The 17,409-nt window shown below is 58.3% G+C and carries 16 protein-coding genes; 2 read left to right on the top strand and 14 right to left on the bottom strand.

Annotated features, from left to right (window positions below; translation table 11 throughout):
• Positions 1–106 precede the first annotated feature (106 nt).
• The 14 genes from murC to AZE99_RS10740 form a co-directional block, all read right to left on the bottom strand.
• A complete protein-coding gene (gene murC, locus AZE99_RS10675; protein WP_067200799.1) occupies positions 107–1,513 on the bottom strand; it encodes a UDP-N-acetylmuramate--L-alanine ligase in 1,407 nt (468 codons plus the stop codon).
• Entirely contained in the window at positions 1,510–2,772 is a 1,263-nt protein-coding gene (gene murG / locus AZE99_RS10680) for an undecaprenyldiphospho-muramoylpentapeptide beta-N-acetylglucosaminyltransferase (RefSeq protein WP_067200801.1), read from the bottom strand. Before murG ends, murC begins: the two co-directional genes overlap by 4 nt.
• Positions 2,769–4,031, bottom strand: coding sequence for a peptidoglycan glycosyltransferase FtsW (locus tag AZE99_RS10685; RefSeq protein ID WP_082788335.1), 1,263 nt, complete (start codon positions 4,029–4,031; stop codon positions 2,769–2,771). Before AZE99_RS10685 ends, murG begins: the two co-directional genes overlap by 4 nt.
• Positions 4,028–5,359 carry a UDP-N-acetylmuramoyl-L-alanine--D-glutamate ligase gene (gene murD / locus AZE99_RS10690; protein WP_067200806.1) on the bottom strand — a complete coding sequence of 444 codons (1,332 nt, stop codon included), beginning with the start codon at positions 5,357–5,359 and terminating at the stop codon, positions 4,028–4,030. The genes AZE99_RS10685 and murD overlap by 4 nt, the downstream gene beginning before the upstream one ends.
• Positions 5,356–6,426 (bottom strand): phospho-N-acetylmuramoyl-pentapeptide-transferase, encoded by a 1,071-nt coding sequence (gene mraY / locus AZE99_RS10695; protein ID WP_067200809.1) that lies wholly within the window; start codon positions 6,424–6,426, stop codon positions 5,356–5,358. The genes murD and mraY overlap by 4 nt, the downstream gene beginning before the upstream one ends.
• Positions 6,426–7,823 (bottom strand): UDP-N-acetylmuramoyl-tripeptide--D-alanyl-D-alanine ligase, encoded by a 1,398-nt coding sequence (locus AZE99_RS10700; protein WP_067200812.1) that lies wholly within the window; start codon positions 7,821–7,823, stop codon positions 6,426–6,428. The genes mraY and AZE99_RS10700 overlap by 1 nt, the downstream gene beginning before the upstream one ends.
• Positions 7,820–9,262, bottom strand: a complete 1,443-nt coding sequence (locus tag AZE99_RS10705; RefSeq protein ID WP_067200815.1) for a UDP-N-acetylmuramoyl-L-alanyl-D-glutamate--2,6-diaminopimelate ligase — start codon at positions 9,260–9,262, stop codon at positions 7,820–7,822. Before AZE99_RS10705 ends, AZE99_RS10700 begins: the two co-directional genes overlap by 4 nt.
• Positions 9,249–10,967, bottom strand: a complete 1,719-nt coding sequence (locus AZE99_RS10710; RefSeq protein ID WP_067200817.1) for a peptidoglycan D,D-transpeptidase FtsI family protein — start codon at positions 10,965–10,967, stop codon at positions 9,249–9,251. Before AZE99_RS10710 ends, AZE99_RS10705 begins: the two co-directional genes overlap by 14 nt.
• Positions 10,964–11,566 (bottom strand): hypothetical protein, encoded by a 603-nt coding sequence (locus AZE99_RS10715; protein WP_067200820.1) that lies wholly within the window; start codon positions 11,564–11,566, stop codon positions 10,964–10,966. The genes AZE99_RS10710 and AZE99_RS10715 overlap by 4 nt, the downstream gene beginning before the upstream one ends.
• The gene (rsmH, locus tag AZE99_RS10720; protein ID WP_067200823.1) at positions 11,563–12,507 is read right to left on the bottom strand and encodes a 16S rRNA (cytosine(1402)-N(4))-methyltransferase RsmH; all 945 of its coding nucleotides are present in this window, start codon (positions 12,505–12,507) and stop codon (positions 11,563–11,565) included. The genes AZE99_RS10715 and rsmH overlap by 4 nt, the downstream gene beginning before the upstream one ends.
• Positions 12,504–13,007 (bottom strand): division/cell wall cluster transcriptional repressor MraZ, encoded by a 504-nt coding sequence (locus AZE99_RS10725; protein ID WP_067200826.1) that lies wholly within the window; start codon positions 13,005–13,007, stop codon positions 12,504–12,506. The genes rsmH and AZE99_RS10725 overlap by 4 nt, the downstream gene beginning before the upstream one ends.
• A 271-nt stretch (positions 13,008–13,278) precedes the next feature.
• Complete coding sequence (locus tag AZE99_RS10730) at positions 13,279–13,953, bottom strand: Gldg family protein (RefSeq protein ID WP_156472216.1); 675 nt, start codon at positions 13,951–13,953, stop codon at positions 13,279–13,281.
• Between the two features lie 117 nt (positions 13,954–14,070).
• Positions 14,071–14,442, bottom strand: a complete 372-nt coding sequence (locus AZE99_RS10735; protein ID WP_067200832.1) for a hypothetical protein — start codon at positions 14,440–14,442, stop codon at positions 14,071–14,073.
• Complete coding sequence (locus tag AZE99_RS10740) at positions 14,432–15,427, bottom strand: cysteine synthase A (RefSeq protein WP_067200835.1); 996 nt, start codon at positions 15,425–15,427, stop codon at positions 14,432–14,434. The genes AZE99_RS10735 and AZE99_RS10740 overlap by 11 nt, the downstream gene beginning before the upstream one ends.
• A gap of 178 nt (positions 15,428–15,605) precedes the next feature.
• Here AZE99_RS10740 and AZE99_RS10745 point away from each other — a divergent pair, with 178 nt between their 5' ends.
• Together AZE99_RS10745 and AZE99_RS10750 are read left to right on the top strand one after the other, a co-directional pair.
• Positions 15,606–16,457 (top strand): crotonase/enoyl-CoA hydratase family protein, encoded by an 852-nt coding sequence (locus tag AZE99_RS10745; protein WP_067200838.1) that lies wholly within the window; start codon positions 15,606–15,608, stop codon positions 16,455–16,457.
• A 21-nt stretch (positions 16,458–16,478) separates the two neighbouring features.
• On the top strand, positions 16,479–17,396 hold the full coding sequence (locus AZE99_RS10750) for an AEC family transporter (protein WP_067200841.1): 918 nt from the start codon (positions 16,479–16,481) through the stop codon (positions 17,394–17,396).
• Positions 17,397–17,409 lie beyond the last annotated feature (13 nt).

Genomic DNA, 17,409 nt, shown 5'->3' on the forward strand with positions numbered 1-17,409 from the left:
GCACTGAGCTTGTCGAAGTGCATTTCTCGGCTTGAGGCGTCCTTCGACAGGCTCAGGACGGACGGGCACAGGGACATTTTCTGGATAAAAGGGAACAGAGACAGGCTCATTTGCGCGCCTCCGCGATACCATCAGCGAGTCCGGCTGCCCATTTGGTAATATCCCCTGCCCCGAGGCAGATGATCATGTCCTGCGGCTGTGCCTCTTCGGCCAGTCGTGCAGCAAGAGCCTTCTGGTCGGCCACGGTTTCCGCGAGGCGATGGCCACGCTTTTTCAGCCCGGTGACCAGTGCCTCGCTGTCAACACCTTCGATGGGATCCTCGCCGGCGACATAGACCGGCGTCACGAACACCATGTCGGCGTCGTTGAAGGCGCCCTGGAACTCTTCCATATGGTCGCGCAGCCGGGTGAAGCGGTGCGGCTGGACCACGGCGATCACGCGGCCCTGCGCGCCTTCGCGCGCGGCGGACAGCACGGCCTGTATTTCGACCGGATGATGGCCGTAATCGTCGATGATCGTCACGCCGTCGACTTCGCCGACCTTGGTGAAGCGCCGCTTGACGCCGCCGAAATGATCGAATCCCTTGGCGATCTGCTCGTCGCTGATGCCCATTTCCAGCCCGACCGCCACTGCGGCAATTGCGTTCTGGACATTATGACGGCCCGGCATCGGCAGTTCGATACCGGCGATCCTTCTGGTCTCACCATCGCGGTCGCGGACATCGACGTCAAACCGGTTGCCACCGGGAACCGGTGTGACATTGATCCCCTTGACGTCGGCCTGGGCGGAGAAACCATAAGTGATGATCCGCCGGTCGCGGATGCGCGGCAGCAGGGCCTGGACCTCGGGATGGTCGATGCACAGGATCGCTGCGCCGTAAAAGGGGACATTTTCGACAAATTCGAGGAAACTGTCCTTGATCCTGTCGAAGCTGCCATAATGATCGAGATGCTCGGCGTCGATATTGGTCACGACCGCGATCGTGCCGTCGAGCCGCAGGAAACTGCCGTCGCTTTCGTCGGCCTCGATCACCATCCACTCGCCAGCGCCAAGCCGGGCGTTCGAGCCATATTGGTTGATGATGCCGCCGTTGATGACAGTCGGATCAATGCCGCCGGCGTCCAGCATGGCCGCGACCATCGATGTCGTGGTGGTCTTGCCATGGGTGCCGGCAATCGCGATTGTCGATTTCAGCCGCATCAGTTCAGCCAGCATTTCCGCCCGGCGAACCAGTGGAATACGACTGGCCAGCGCTGCTTCCACTTCCGGATTGCCGCGTTTGACAGCAGTTGATGTGACAACAACAGCCGTGCCCTCGACATTGTCGGCGCTATGGCCGATCTTCACGTCAATGCCCTTCGCACGCAGGCCCTCGACCACATAGCTTTCGGAAATATCGCTGCCTTGCACCTGATAGCCCATATTGTGCATCACTTCGGCGATCCCGGACATGCCGATGCCGCCAATGCCGACGAAGTGAATCCGGCCAATATCCGTGCCGACACCCTTCACTGTGTGCTGTCCTTTGCCAGTGCTTCGTTGCGGGCCGTCAGCCGTTGCGGCATTTCTTTCTCTGCTTTCATCGTTTTTCCCAGCGGTGACGTGCCGATGCTTTCGACCAGATCAGCGAGATCACTGACCGCTTCCGGGCGACCGCAGCTCTTGGCACAGCGGGCGGCATTTTCGAGAGCGCCGGTACTCAATGCGATTTTCTGGATCTGCTTGACCATTGCACTGCGCATCTTGTCCAGCGCGGCCGACTGCTGAAGGCGCAATTTGTTGGTCTTGTCGTCGCTGCCACTGTCGAAATTCCGTGTCGAGATGGCAGGCTGCCGGATCACACGGGCCCCGCCTGCCGCGACCATTTCTTTGACATTATAGGTCTGGTGATCATCCATCGCGCTGGGTAGCGGAATGAGGATCGCGGGTCGGCCTGCTGTGGTGAGTTCGGCAATGGTCGAGGCCCCTGCCCGACCGATGACCAGATGCGCCCAGCCCAGCCGATCGGGAAGATCGGGTAAATAGGTCGCCAGTTCCGCCGGGATATCATGCTCGGCATATTTGGCGCGCACGCGCTCAATATCATCTTCACGGCATTGCTGGGTGATCTGGAGCCGGCGGCGCAAATGTATCGGCAGCATTGCCATCGCATCCGGTACGACATCGGAAAGGATCGAGGCACCCTGACTTCCGCCAGTTACCAGCACCCGGAAAACGCCTTCTTCGGACAGTGGCGGATAAGGCTCTTCGCGCAGCGCGACCACTTCTTCGCGCACCGGATTGCCGACGAGATGAACTTTTTCCTGATATTTCGGCTTGATCCGCAAAACATCGGGATAAGCGGTGGCAATGGCGTTGACCGAGCGCGCTGCCAGCCGGTTTACCCGGCCCAGCACGGCATTCTGCTCGTGCACGATTGTCGGGATATCCTTGCTGTTCGCAGCAAGCAGCGCGGGATAGGCAGGATAGCCACCGAAGCCGATAACCGCCGAAGGCTGGAATGTCTCATAAAGCTGCATCGCCATACGGCGACCCTTGAGAATAGCGCGCGCGCCGCCGACCCAGCTACGCGGGTCCTTCGTAATCCGTCCGGCAGGCAGAACATGGACCTGCCCCTCCTCGACCATGCCGGGGATTTTCTCGCCGCGCGCATCGGTAATCAGCGCCACCCGATGACCGCGCAAGACCAGTTCCCTGGCCAGCGCATAGGCCGGCATCATATGACCACCGGTCCCGCCGGCTGCCAAGACATAATGTTTCGAAAAACTCATACCGCTATCCGTCCTTGCTCGGGCCAGGCCGAGACATATTGTGAACGGTCAAGATACGGGTTCCGCCGCGTAAATGCGAGCAAAAGTCCAATACCTATACAGAGCGCCAATATCGACGAGCCCCCATAGCTGATCAGCGGCAGAGTCATGCCCTTGGACGGGAACAGCTGAAGGTTGACCGCCATGTTGATCAGCGCCTGGCCGCCAAATTGCGCAGTCAGGCCGGCAACGGCGAGAATGATGAAATTATCTTCTTCATCAAGCAGACGAAGGAAGACGCGGACAATGATCGCGAGATAGACAAGTGCGATGGCCATACACGCAAGCAGTCCGAATTCTTCCCCGATGACCGAGAAGATATAGTCGGTATGCGCCTCGGGCAGCTTGAACTTGGCTGTCCCGAGACCGGGTCCGGTGCCGAGCAATCCTCCTCCGGTCAGCGCTTTATGGGCGAGCATCACCTGATCAAATTCTCCGCCACCAAATAGCCATGCGTTGATCCGCTGGGTCGCGACGGGATAGAGGAAATAGGCTCCCACCAGACCGCCGACACCCCCGATACCGATCATCGCGATCAGGCGCGCCGACAGGCCGGAGACGGTCATCACCGCAAACCAGATGCCGCATATGAGGATGGTCTCCCCCAGATTGGGCTGCATCATCATCAGAACGGCGATGATCGCTGTCAGAATGACGGATAGCGAAATGACCGGCAGGGCCGGATCCTTTATCCTGAGCGACAGCAGCCAGGCCAGCGTTACCGCGTAAAGCGGCTTGAGAAACTCGCCCGGCTGGATAGTGGCGAAACCATAGCCGATCCAGCGTTGGGCACCGTTGACGGATTTCCCGAGAACCGGAACCAGGAACAACAATATGAAAGCAACCAGAGCGGCCAAAATAGCGAAGCGCCGGGCCTGCTCCTTTGGCAGCATCGAGACGACAAGCATCACCGGAATGCCGACGATCACCCAGCCAAGCTGACGGTAGAAATAATAGAGCGGGTCAACCGTGACAGCCGCAGTGCTCTGTTTAAGTGCGGTCACCGGCGACGCCGCAGCAACCGCGATCAGACCGATTGCCACCAGAGTCAGGATCAGTCCGAGCAGCACCCGGTCCAGTTCCCAGAACCAGATCGCGAGCGGCGAGCGATCGCTGCGACCGAACCGCGATTGCAGCTGAAAGCGCTTCTTTTTGAGCGCGCCGGAAATTTCGGGAAGCGTATTTGCAGGTCCGGCGTCTTGTTGAGATGAGCTCGTCATATTGCCTCTCCCGTCGCGGTTCCAATCAACTTGCTCTCGATCACCGAATTGACTGCCGAGCGAAAACAATTGCCGCGCGCTTCAAAATCCCGGAACTGATCGAAAGAAGCGCAGGCCGGCGACAGCAATACCACTTCGCCGGGCCTGGCATTGGCGGCTGCTCGTTGCACGGCTGTCAGCATCATTTCACAGGGTTCGACCGGGACATGATCCGCCAGCAATTTTCCGAACATCGGACCGGCCTCACCGATCGTATAGGCGCGAATGACATTCTTATAATATGGCTCGCACTCGGTCAGCGCATCGCTTTTGGGCAGGCCACCCAGAATCCAGTGGATTTTCGGATAGGCACCAAGCGCAGGACCGGTCGAAGCCGGGTTGGTGGCCTTGCTGTCATTGACGAATAACACCCCATGAGATTCGGCGACCCGCTCCATGCGATGGGCAAGTCCGCCAAATGATGCCAGCGCCGGACGCCATTGATTTTCGGATATGCCCAGAGCCTCAACCACGGCGATGGCGGCAATCGCATTCTGGAGGTTGTGCGGGCCTTGCAGCGCGGGCCAGTCTGGCTGTCCTGCAATCTCGGCGGAACTGGTATCGATAATATTCTGCACCCGACCCAGGTCGCGCAAGCCGTCCAGCGCCAATCGGGACTTTTCATCATTGCTGGCGAATATTGCCGTGTGATCGGATCCGAGCATGTCGAAGAGGCGCGCTTTTGAAGCCGCGTAGTCGTCAAACCCTGCGTAGCGATCGAGATGATCGGGACTTATATTGAGCAACAGCGCGACATCACAATCGAGACTGCTCGTCAGGTCGATCTGATAGCTGGACAGTTCCAGCACATAGACGCCGCCTTCCGGCAACGGTTGCTGCGACAGGATCGGGACTCCGATATTGCCACCCATCACGGTCGGTACGCCGGCGCTTTCCAATATATGATGGACCAGTGCGGTGGTCGTCGACTTGCCATTGGTACCGGTGATGCCGACAACCCGGTGCGACGGCAGAGAAGCCCGGGCCTGAGCGAACAATTCGATATCGCCGATGATCGGCACAGCCTCGGCCTTTGCCTTTTGCGCAATCGGATGATTGTTGAGCGGCACGCCGGGAGACAGGATGATCGCCTCATAGCCGGTCAGATCGGATTCCAGGGGATCGGCAATCAGCGCCTTGTCGGCAACGCTGTCGCGCAATTCCTCCCGATTATCCCAGGCGAGCAATTTTGCTCCGCTCGCGTGCAGGCTTTCCAGCACCGCCATGCCGGATCGGGCCAGTCCGAGAATGGCATAGCGCTTTCCGGCAAAGGCGGACGAGACAATCATCTGAGCTTCAACGTTGCCAATCCAGCCAGCGCGAGCACCAGACTGATGATCCAGAAGCGGATCACGATGGTGGATTCGGACCAGCCAAGCTGTTCGAAATGGTGATGGATCGGCGCCATGCGGAACACGCGGCGACCTGTGCGCTTGAAGAAGAACACCTGAACGATCACCGATACCGCTTCGAGCACGAACAAGCCGCCAACCAGCGCGAGCACGATTTCATGATGGATCGAAACGGCAATGGCACCAAGCGCGCCGCCAAGCGCCAGACTGCCGGTATCGCCCATGAACACCGCAGCCGGCGGCGCATTGAACCACAGGAAGGCCAGACAGGCTCCGATCACGCAAGCGCAGAAAATTGCCAACTCTCCTGCCCCGCGAACGAACGGGATGCCGAGATATTCGGAGAAGACCGCATTACCGGACAGGTAGACGAGCACCAGAAAGGTTGCACTGGCGATCACCACCGGCATGGTCGCGAGACCATCCAGCCCGTCGGTAAGATTGACCGCATTGCCAGCACCAACGATCACGAACATCGCAAAGGGTATGTAGAAATAACCCAGGTCGATCTGGACGTCGTTGAAGAACGGAACGTAAAGGCTGGTGCCAATTTGCTCTACGATCAGCCAGGTTGCGAAACCGGCGATGACAAATTCGAGTAACAGCCGGACCCGGCCCGGAATGCCCTTGTGGCTGGCTTTGCGGACCTTGTCATAATCATCCATGAAGCCGATGGCACCAAAACCGAGCGTGACAAAGATGCAGGCCCAGACGAACATGTTGCTGAGGTCCATCCACAGCAGCAGCGAAGTCACTACCGAAATCAGGATCATCAATCCGCCCATGGTCGGCGTGCCCGCTTTTTTAAGATGCGTGATCGGACCGTCCTCGCGGATCGGCTGGCCCTTGCCCTGCCGCATGCGCAACATGTTGATGAACTTGGGCCCGATTAAAAGACCGATGAACAGCGATGTCGAGACAGCCGCTCCCGAACGAAAACTCAGGTAGCGAAAGACATTAAATATGCCTTCGAATTCAAGCCATTGGGCCAATAAATAAAACATCAATACTCCCCGCTCACCAGCGCGGAAACCGCGGAGGAAAGCCCCAGATAATTTGACCCCTTGATTAAAAGGATGTCCCCGTCGCTGATCAATTTTGCGACCTCGGTCAGCGCCTCCGAAGCACTCGCGGCATGTGACATTTTCACGCCCTGATCAAGGCCCTGTTCAAGTTTCGCGGCCGTATGTGCCATATCTTCGCCGACCAAAATGACCGTATCGGCTCCAGACAGAAGGATATCATCGGCCAATGACGCGTGATAATGGGCGGATTGCTCGCCCAGCTCGCCCATGGCGCCCAATATGACGATTTTCTGTCCGGTGCAGGGCTCGCTGGTAAAATGTTGCAATGTCGCTTTCATCGACGCCGGATTGGCATTGTAGCTTTCGTCGATGACGGTCGCCTTGCCACCGGATTTCAGCGAAATGAGATGGCGGCGTCCCCGACCATCAATACCGCTCATCTCGGCCAGCGCCAGACCGGCAGTCGCGAGATCCCCGCCGACGGCACGAACCGCGGCGAGAATGGCCAGCGAATTGGATACCCAATGCCGACCCGCCTCGGCGATCGTGAAGCAGAGGCTTTGATCGCCGAGATTTGCGGTGACCAGCGAACCACCCCGGGGCGCGGGAACGATATCCACGGCGCGGACGTCAGCCCCTTGATCAAATCCGAAGGTTATTACATGATCGGCATAACGCTCGGCCTTGCTCCGCAGCCGCTGGCAATGCGGGCTGTCATGCGGAATGATTGCAGTGCCGCCGGGCATCAGCCCTTCAAATATCTCCGCTTTCGCGTCAACAATACCGACCTCGCCATTAGGGAAATTGCCGATATGGGCAGGTGCTATCGCAGTGATAATCGCGGCATGCGGTCGCACCAGACGAGTCAGCGCCGAAAGTTCGTGCGCGTGGTTCATTCCCATTTCGAAAATACCAAATTTCGTATCTTGCGGCATACGCGACAGGCTGAGCGGAACGCCAACATGGTTGTTGTAACTTTTGACCGACCGATGCGCCTTGCCGAAGGAACAGCGGTCGAGCGCGGCATATAATGCCTCCTTCGTGCCGGTCTTGCCGACCGATCCGGTCACGCCGATGATTTTCGCATCGGTGCGGCTGCGCGATGCCTTGCCCAGTGCATCGAGAGCACGAGCGGTGTCGGCTACCAGAATATGGGGTCCCGCCACCGGCTGACTGACAATCGCGCCAGCAGCGCCGGAGGAAAAGGCCTGCTCGACATGCAAATGGCCGTCACTATGCTCGCCCTTCAGCGCGACGAACAGGTCACCCGGACCGATTTCGCGCGAATCAAAGGCGACACCGCTCACCGAAAAATCAGCGCTGGCCTGGCCGGAAGTGGCATTCGCTATCGCGGCGGATGTCCATAATGCGGTCATAAAGGCTGCGCTCCGGCACATTCTCTCGCCACTTCGACATCGTCAAAGGGGATGACGCGGTCGCCGACGATCTGGCCCTGTTCGTGGCCTTTTCCGGCAAGCAGGATGATATCCTGCGGACCGGCCATTGCTATCGCCCTGGCAATCGCGGCACGTCGATCAGCCACTTCCTCGGCACCGGTTGCTCCGGCCATGATTTCGGCGCGGATGGTGGCAGAATCTTCGCTACGGGGATTATCATCGGTGACAATGACATGATCGGACTTTTCAACCGCAATCTTGCCCATTTCAGGACGCTTGCCCTTGTCGCGGTCACCGCCAGCACCGAAAATCGTGATCAGTTTGCCGGTCACATGCGGCCGCAAGGCTTCGATCGCAGCGCGCAGGGCATCCGGCGTATGGGCATAATCGACATAGACCGGTGCCCCTGCCCGGGTGATGACCGCGCGTTCCATCCGGCCGCGGACCGGCTGCACGCGCTGCATATGATCGAATATATTTTCCAGTTTCCCGCCGGTTGCCAGCACAATGGCCGCTGCGCACAGGATATTGGCAGCCTGGTAGGCGCCGATCAGCGGCAGCGAAATACGGTGGGTATTCCCCTGCGCCTTGACCATCAGGACCTGACCAAGATGGGTCGGTGTTTGCGACACCAGCCTCAGCGTTTCGCCCGTTTCTCCGACGGTGAACAGTTCGAGCCCGCGATCCTTCGCGCGCTGGATCGCCTTGCCGGACCAGGGCTCGTCATCGGCCCAGATGACAGCGGTTCCGTCACTCTCGACAACTTCGTCAAACAGCCGCATCTTGGCTTCGAAATAGCTGTCCATATCGCCGTGATAGTCAAGATGGTCGCGGCTCAAATTGGTGAAGGCTCCAACCTGAACCGGCAGCCCCTCGGTGCGATATTGCGAGAGGCCGTGGCTCGACGCTTCAAAAATCGCGTGGCTGACCCCTTCCCTGGCAAGACCGGACATATTGGAGAGAAAGGTGACGATATCGGGGGTCGTCAATCCGGTCCTGACCTGCTCGTCAGCGGTGGTGACGCCGAGCGTGCCGATTGATGCGCTATTATAACCATCCATCCGCCACAGCTGGCGAGTGAGCTCCGCGATCGATGTCTTGCCGTTGGTTCCGGTAACCGCCGCCACATGGGCGGGTGTCGGCGTGTAATAGCGCGCCGCCATCTGGGCGAACAATCGCCGGGGCTCGTCATCAGTGATATGCACGGCGCCTTCCACCTGCGCCTCTGGTTGGGCAACGATAGCTATGGCTCCAGCGGCAATCGCCGCCTCGATAAAATCCTCGCCATTGAATTTCTCACCGCGGAACGCGCCAAAAATATTGCCGGGCGCGATTTTGCGGTGATCTATGGCAAAGCCGGTGACATTCTGCTCACCAGCTTCCCCGTCCAACCCTGATTTCAGACTATTCAGTCTCATTGCTTTGCTCATTGGACGTTGTTTTGGGTTTCCACAGCAGCGGCGTCAACTCTGACACGTCGACATCGCGATGTTCGTCGGGAATGACTCCGAGCATCGGCCCGACCCGCGACACCACTTTTCGCACGACCGGAGCTGTGGTCCAGCCAGCCGTGCGCTGGAACGAGGTCTCTGCAGTTCCCTTGGGTTCGTCGAGCATGGCAATGACAATAAAGCGCGGATTGTCCATCGGAAAGGCCGCAGCAAAGGTCGAAACCAGCGAAGTCTTGTTATAACCACCTTCCGAAGGCTTTTCAGCCGAGCCCGTCTTGCCGCCAATCCGGAAGCCCGGCGCATCGGCCTTGCGGCCGGTCCCGTCCGAAACAATCATCCGCAGCAACTGGCGCATGCGAGCGCTGGTTGCAGCCTTGAACACCCGGCGGCCCTTGGCTTCCTTTCCGGGCTCCACCTTCAACAAGGTTGCCGGACGCCAGATGCCGCCATTGACCATCGCGGCATAGGCACTGGCGAGGTGCAGTGGAGTGACGGCAATACCATGACCATAAGCGACGGTCATATTGGTGACCCGCCCCCAGTTTCGCGGCCACAGCGGACGCCCCCTTTCAAACAATTCTATATGGGGCCGTTCGTCAAATCCGAGACGGCGAAACATATTCTCCATGGCTTCCTGTCCAAGATTGTCTGCAATCCGGGCCGTAACGATATTGGAACTGTGCACCAGAGTTTCCGGCACGTTGAGATAGCGCCCCTGACTGTGATCGTCCTTGATCGTAAAGCCGCCAATCTTGATCGGCTCCATCGCATTGTAACGAACCGCGAGGTCAGTGACCGTACCGGCGTCCAGAGCAGCAGCGATGGTCAATGGCTTGAACGTAGACCCCAGTTCGAACACGCTCTGGGTCACTTCATTATTCTGATGCTTCATCGAGGCCCGGCGGATCTTGTTCGGATCGAACATTGGCAGCGAAGCCAGCGCCATGACTTCTCCGGTTTCGACATCCAAAATGATCCCCGCAGCGCCGCGCGCCTCGGTCATGAGCATGGCATCCTGAAGCTCGCTTTCCAGAGCTGCCTGAACGCGGCTGTCGATCGACAAGGTCGAAGGGGTTGCGCGCAGGTTCTTGTCGACAAGACGACCGTTGAGCGCTCGCTCCATGCCCATCACACCCTTGCCGTCGGCATCAACATAGCCAAGCACATGGGCCGCCAGACCGCGCTGAGGATAGAGCCGCTCGTCCTCCCGGGGAAATTCAATTCCGATTTCACCCAGCGCGTGGATCTGCTTGACCTGTTCGGGCAGCGCCCTGCGACGGAGATAGGTCGGATGGGAACCGCTCAGCTTTTCCAGAAATACCGACGCGCTGGTGTCCGGAAAAATCGATGAGAGTTGCCGCGCCAGAACATCCTTGTCGCCCAGTACCCTGGCCGGAACCACACGAACCGCATAGCCTCGCATTGTCCGCGCCAATGGCACCCCGTTGCGATCGACAATATCACCACGCGGCGGGATGAACGCGCTGGTTGATGGCCGAAATGGTACTGCATCTTCCAGAATCGTCAGACTTACCAACCGTCCTATAATGATCGTGAAGGCGGCCAGAAAAACCAGCAGCAATATCATCAGCCGGAAATGCGCGCTCGCGGTTATTTCCTTGGCCTTTCCCGAAAACTGCACCTTCTTGCTGTTGGCCAGAAGTGTGGTCATTCGGCCAGGCTTTCGATTTTTTCTGCAATTGCCCTGCGGCCGAGATCCCGGACAAGTCCATCATCGAGCAGCTTGTCTTCCAGATGCGCCACTCTTGTGGTGCGGGCCTGCCCGCCTCCCAATCCATTGCCCGGACTGACTTCCATGACCGCTTGAGCCAATTTTCTGTTGCTGCCGATCGCACTGCCATCGGCATTCCGGTCTTGTGCTTTGGCGGTACCAAAAACCGAACCGATAATGCCGGCAGGCCTGACACCCTCCATAGAGCTGATCACGGCGACCCGCACTGGTTTCCGCAAATCCTTGCCGCCAAGATTGGCGAGCGCTCTCTCACCATCCAGATATTGCGAAGCCTGTGGCGAGGCATAGCCAAATTCGAGCTTGTTCCAGTCTTCCAGCTGACGCAGGTTGGCGCGCGCGCTGAATTCTGTTTCCAGATAGCGGATGTCCTTCTTGATCTCGACGATCTTTTGATCGGTGCGCGCCAGATCGCTGCGCAAGGTCGCGACACTGAGCGAAAGCGGATAAAGCAAAATCGCCACCAGAAAAACCAGGGCGAGCCATCCTATTCCTTCGAGGCGCTTGGCTGCTAGTTTCATTGCTCGCCACCCCCGCTCGGTGCGTCGGTGCGCACCGCTGATCTCAGGGTGGCGGAGCGGGCTCGGGGATTAAGGGCCTGCTCCGCCCCGGCCGGACGCACCGCTTTGGCTGGTTTATGAAAGGTGGGTGCCGGCCGTGTCTCGTTAACCTGGGGTAGATGGCGCGAACCGGCGGATTTTTGCCCGCTGCGGTCCCGCAGAAAATTCTTGACGATGCGATCTTCGAGGCTGTGGAATGTCACAACCGCCAGACGGCCACCGGGCTGCAGCAATTTTTCCGCTGCGGCCAGACCGTCTTCGAGTTCGCCCAGTTCGCGATTGATATGGATGCGGATCGCCTGAAAAGTCCGGGTGGCAGGATCTTTCTTGTCGCCCTGGCGAAATCCCAGCGCTTTTCTGACTACGTGCGCAAGCTCGGACGTCCGGGTCAGCGGCCGCGCTTCCACGATGGCCTTGGCGATGCGCCGTGACCGGCGCTCCTCGCCATAGCGATAGATGACATCGGCAATCGCTTCTTCATCGGCTTCATTGAGAAAATCAGCCGCGCTCTCGCCATCGCTCGACATACGCATGTCGAGCGGCCCGTCTTTCTGAAAGGAGAATCCGCGCTCAGCCTGATCCAGCTGCATCGACGATACACCGATATCCAGCGTTACGCCGTCAATATCTTCATCGATCAGCACGTCGGCCATTTCAGAGTAGAGAGCATGGTGAAGCTTGAGCTTGCCATCGGAAGCATCAACCATGGCCTGGCCAGCCGCTATGGCAGCGGGGTCCTGATCAAAGGCATGAACGATTGCACCGGCATCGAGCATTGCAGCACTATAGCCACCGGCACCGAACGTGCCGTCGACATGCGTCTCGCCAGGGGTAATGGCGAGCGCGTCGATGACTTCAGCAAGCAGGACGGGAACATGGCGTGCGGCAGCGACCGGGGTCATTTCTGCTTCCCTCCGCTTTTCTGGCCAGCTTCTTTCAGATGATGTTCGACCAGTCGGCGATCGACCGGGACGTCATCGGTTGTGTCGAGCAATGTTTGCGGATTCCACAGACAGAAGGTCGTGCCGATGCCGTGAAACAGGACGTTGCTCTCAAGATTACCGATTTCCCGCAGTTGCGGCGGCAGGATGAAGCGGCCGCTGGCGTCAAAGCTCAAATCCTGCAACGAAGAAAATTTCCGGGCGCCGGCAGCATCCTTGTCGAAACTGTCGCCACGCGCGATCGCGGCTTCCCACTGCCTGTCAATTTCGCTGAGCATATCAGCTTTGCGGCTGAGACCGAAGCCGACGAGGCAATCCCATTTTTCGTGTGTGCCGAGACAGAGCGTGCGTCCGTCGCTGCTTTCAACCAGATTTTTACGCAGGAAGGCGGGTACCGACAGCCGACCTTTATCGTCTATCGCCGATATTGCAGAGCCTGAATATGCATATGCACCTGACACAGCGGAAATCCCTCATCCGAACCGGGGGCGATAATCTCCCCGATTCAGAAGCGCGCTTGCTAGCGCCCTTCCGAAAACAGAATCCCGGACAGGAAGAATACCCCGATAACAAATCAGGGTTATCAGGGGAACGTGAGGGATGGAAGGGGATTTTACGGGATATTACGGGTAAATGGAATTAACTCACTGTAATATTAGAATTTTAATTTACGCCAATTTGAGCACCAATCTGGACTTCGGCGCTGGCTTGGCGGATATGGCCAGAATAACGTCATTTCCCGGCATCCCTGTCACCGACATATTCCGCCATCAGGGAATCGACGAAGCGCACGGCGCCGCTTTTCTGCGGTGACAGCGTGGCGGATTCCGGCCAAAGCGCTGCATTGAGAAGATCTGCATCCGCGACGATCGTGGCCCTCCCCTGCCCGATCGAACATCGGGCAATAAAATCTGCCGCACTCAATTTGCAGCGCACATCCGGCTGCGCCTTGCCCGAGATCAGTTCGAGCTTGCCAATTCCTTGAGTGACAAACGAAGAGTCGCCAATTTGGAGGTCGACGATTTCTGCCTTATCTTCTCCGACAGCAACAAGCTCTAGCCCCCAATAGCCTAACAAGGGCGAGAGGAAGCCAGTGACCAATGGCCGCCGCGGATCGCCGAGCGGCAATTCTGACGGCCAGGCCAGATCCGGGTCGGTCAGGATGATGACGGCGCCGCCCGCACGAACCCAGGTATCGAGATCGGTCAAGTCGGCGGGGTCCATGGCGCGCGGTTGGGCCAGCATGACAATGTCCGGATTTTCCCGAGCGAGATTTTCCAGACTGTCGACCGCCGCTATATCATATTGCCCCTGCCAATAGCGGTAGACAGGCGCGGGTTCCGAACCTCCGGAGAGAACGGTTTTCATCGACGCCCCCTCACCCCAGACCAGCGGCAGACTGGTCATAAGCTGTATGCGCGACTTGGCCGGCGCAGGATCAGGCGGGGAATCGCTCGCGCTGCATTGTGCAAGCATCAGCAATGCCAACAGGGCCGACGGGACCGTCTGCCAGAAACCCGCCAACTAGCGTCGCTCCCGGTCCATAGGCGCATCCAGATTCGGGTCCGGCTTCAGGTCGGGGACGGTCTGCCCAGGCAAATTGGCAGCAGGTTTTTGCACTTCCGCCTTGCCAGCACCCGATGCCGGGGCCGGGGTGATCCCCAATTCGGCCAGTGGTTCGGCAGGCTTTTCTTCTGGATTGCTGGCGAGCGGAGGCGCAATGCCGCTTCCGTCACCCTGGATTTCTTCCAGCACCGTCGGTTCATGGCTGGCCCGCTGAATCACGAAATTGGCAACGCTGACCAGCAGCAGTACCGCCGCCAGACCGACGACACCGACCTGGATGCGCTGCATCGTGTCCTGTCGACCGGAAGTCTGTGGTTTTTTAATCATCATTGTCGAGCCACGGGAATACCGGCAGCCCCTTTTCTTTCAGCCACGCGGCATTGTAGAGCGAGGACAGATAGCGAAAACCGGTATCACAAAGGATGGTCGCAACCCGGCTACCCGGCCCCAGTTCCTTGCCCAGCGCGATCGCGCCGGCAACATTGATGCCTGACGACATGCCGAGACACAGGCCTTCATCCATCAGCAGCCGTTCGACCCAGACCAGCGCTTCCTCATCGGAAATGCGATATTGCCTGTCGATCGGGGCGTCTTCCAGATTACCGGTGATCCGGCCCTGCCCGATACCTTCGGCAACACTATTACCCTCGGACTTGAGCTCGCCATGGGCATAATATTCGTAGAGCGCTGCGCCATGCGGGTCGGACAAGGCGATCGTCACCTTTTCGTCTTTTGCCTTCAGCCCCATGCCAACGCCGGCCAGCGTACCACCGGTCCCGACAGCGCAGGTAAAGCCGTCGATCTTGCCGTCCATCTGGTCCCAGATTTCCTCCGCCGTCGTCTCGATATGGGCGCGGCGGTTGGCGACATTATCAAACTGGTTGGCCCAGACGGCGCCCTCGGTCTCTTCGGCAATCCGGCGTGACTGATGGACGAAATGGCACTGGCTGGAATAAGGCGCAGCCGGCACCGTGATCAGTTCCGCACCCAGCGCGCGCAACGTATCCATTTTCTCCCGGCTCTGGGTTTCCGGCATGACGATGGTCGATTTATAGCCCTTGGCATTGGCGACCAAAGCGATACCGATACCGGTATTGCCGGCAGTCCCCTCGACGATCCTTCCGCCGGGCTTGAGCAATCCACGCTCCTCGGCATCCTGAATGATATAAAGAGCGGCGCGGTCTTTCACCGAAGCGCCGGGATTGGCAAATTCGCACTTGCCGTAAATGTCGCAACCGGCAGCTTCGCTGGGTCCGGAAAGGCGGACAAGCGGCGTATTGCCGATCAGTTCGAGTGTGTTTGGAATGATGCTCATACACCAATACATAGTGCGCGCGATTTCGCGCGGCAAGCTTGAAGCTTTTTTAGGCCCAATAGCATTGCTTTAGTCGAGCATCGGCTGCCTTGAATCCAGAAAATTGCCAGTACGCAGCAGAAGATTATCATGCTAGGCGCATCGAAACTTCTGGTTTGAAACAAGGAATGACAGCATCATGGTTGAGAAAAAATATGAATGTTTCGATGTCGAAATAGAAAATGGCATCGCTCATATCCGGATGAACCGGCCGGAAAAACTCAACAGCATGAACAAGGCATTCTGGAATGATCTGCCGGAAATTGTCGAAGACATCGATATCAACGCCCGCGCGCGGGTGATCGTCATAAGCTCCACCGGCAAGCATTTCTCCGCCGGCATGGATCTCTCCGTTTTCGCTCCGCAACCCGACAACAAGATCGACGGAGCCGACAAGCATGTGATTGCGGAAATGTTCCGCTCCAATGTCAAACGCATCCAGCATAGTTTCAACGCACTGGAAGAAGCCCGCATCCCGGTATTGTTCGCGCTGCACGGCGGCGTCATCGGCGGCGCGATCGACATGATCAGCGCGGGTGACATACGCTGGTGCAGCAAGGATGCGATATTCTGCATTCAGGAAACCAATATCGGCATGACCGCAGATGTCGGCACCTTCCCGCGCCTGCAACGCTATATCCCGGAAGGCTGGGTCAAGGAAATGGCTTATACCGGTCGCCGGATCGATGCGGCGAAAGCCAAGGAAATCGGGCTGGTCAACGACGTGTTCGAAACGCAGGAAGAATGTCTCGCCCATGTCATGGAAACCGCGAGGGAAATTGCGTCGAAATCGCCGCTAGCGATTACCGGATGCAAGGTCCTGATCAACTATGGCCGCGACCACAATACGGCGGATACGCTCGACTATATCGGCGTCTGGAACGCCGGCATGTTCCCTCCTTCGCATATTCAGGAAGCGGTCGCTGCGATGAGCGAGAAACGCGATGCGGATTTTCCCGACCTGCTGCCGCTCAGAACAACTCCGATGTAATTTCGCGCGCGCGAACCATCGATGATAAATTTTATATATGCCCTGATCCCGGTGGTCCTGATCACCGCATTGGGATGGTTGCTGGCGCACAGGAATTTCCTGCCCACCGAGGGCTGGCGCGCGATCGAGAGACTGGTCTATTTCATATTCTTCCCGGCACTAATCATCAATGTGCTGGCCAGCGCCTCTTTCGAGATCGTGCCCTGGGCCATGGTGCTGGTGCTGATCGGCTCGCAACTCGCTCTCGCGTCATTGGGTTTGCTGGCAAAGCGAGCCGATGACGGACCGCGAAAGGGCTCGATCGTCCAGTCCAATGTCCGCTGGAATACGTTTGTTGGCCTGTCCATCGCCAGCGCTCTGTTCGGCGAACCGGGTCTCGCCCTCATGGCCATAGCGGTCGCGGTGCTGACTCCGACGGCCAATGTCATTTCGGTTCTGGCCCTGACCCATTTCGCCGATCAAAACGGCGAGAAAAAAACGCATGTCGTGATGGATATGATCCGCAATCCGCTGATCATCGGTTGCATGATCGGCATCGCGTTCAATCTGCTGGGCATTGCTCCGACCGGAATTGCCGAGAAAACCCTCGATATATTGGGACAGGCCACGCTTGCGCTCGGCCTTCTCGTGGTCGGCGCAGCAGTTGACCTGGAGGCATTCAAACGGGCGGGCCATAGCACATTGACATGGTCAGCCGTGCGCCTGGCCGGCTTGCCACTCGTCGCACTGGCTGCAGGATTGCTCTTCAGCCTCCCCGCAGACAGCCTTGCCATTGTCGTGATAGCCGCTGCCACACCGACCGCGAGCAGCGGCTATATATTGGCACGGCAACTCGGCGGTGATGCGACTTTGTCAGCCAATCTTATCGCTGTGCAGACAGTGTTTTCGGTGGTGTCCATGCCGGCCATCTACGCGCTCTATTTGCTGGCTCAAGCCTGAGAAACCCGCTTGA

Source organism: Sphingorhabdus sp. M41, assembly GCF_001586275.1.
GTDB lineage: Bacteria > Pseudomonadota > Alphaproteobacteria > Sphingomonadales > Sphingomonadaceae > Parasphingorhabdus.

Coding starts and splice junctions, on each gene's coding strand:
- AZE99_RS10710 (WP_067200817.1), bottom strand. CDS start 10,967: ATGACCACACTTCTGGCCAACAGCAAGAAGGTGCAGTTTTCGGGAAAG.
- AZE99_RS10740 (WP_067200835.1), bottom strand. CDS start 15,427: ATGAGCATCATTCCAAACACACTCGAACTGATCGGCAATACGCCGCTT.
- AZE99_RS10685 (WP_082788335.1), bottom strand. CDS start 4,031: ATGACGAGCTCATCTCAACAAGACGCCGGACCTGCAAATACGCTTCCC.
- AZE99_RS10735 (WP_067200832.1), bottom strand. CDS start 14,442: ATGATGATTAAAAAACCACAGACTTCCGGTCGACAGGACACGATGCAG.
- mraY (WP_067200809.1), bottom strand. CDS start 6,426: ATGTTTTATTTATTGGCCCAATGGCTTGAATTCGAAGGCATATTTAAT.
- rsmH (WP_067200823.1), bottom strand. CDS start 12,507: ATGACCCCGGTCGCTGCCGCACGCCATGTTCCCGTCCTGCTTGCTGAA.
- AZE99_RS10745 (WP_067200838.1), top strand. CDS start 15,606: ATGGTTGAGAAAAAATATGAATGTTTCGATGTCGAAATAGAAAATGGC.
- AZE99_RS10715 (WP_067200820.1), bottom strand. CDS start 11,566: ATGAAACTAGCAGCCAAGCGCCTCGAAGGAATAGGATGGCTCGCCCTG.
- AZE99_RS10705 (WP_067200815.1), bottom strand. CDS start 9,262: ATGAGACTGAATAGTCTGAAATCAGGGTTGGACGGGGAAGCTGGTGAG.
- murG (WP_067200801.1), bottom strand. CDS start 2,772: ATGAGTTTTTCGAAACATTATGTCTTGGCAGCCGGCGGGACCGGTGGT.
- AZE99_RS10700 (WP_067200812.1), bottom strand. CDS start 7,823: ATGACCGCATTATGGACATCCGCCGCGATAGCGAATGCCACTTCCGGC.
- AZE99_RS10750 (WP_067200841.1), top strand. CDS start 16,479: ATGATAAATTTTATATATGCCCTGATCCCGGTGGTCCTGATCACCGCA.
- AZE99_RS10730 (WP_156472216.1), bottom strand. CDS start 13,953: ATGACCAGTCTGCCGCTGGTCTGGGGTGAGGGGGCGTCGATGAAAACC.
- murD (WP_067200806.1), bottom strand. CDS start 5,359: ATGATTGTCTCGTCCGCCTTTGCCGGAAAGCGCTATGCCATTCTCGGA.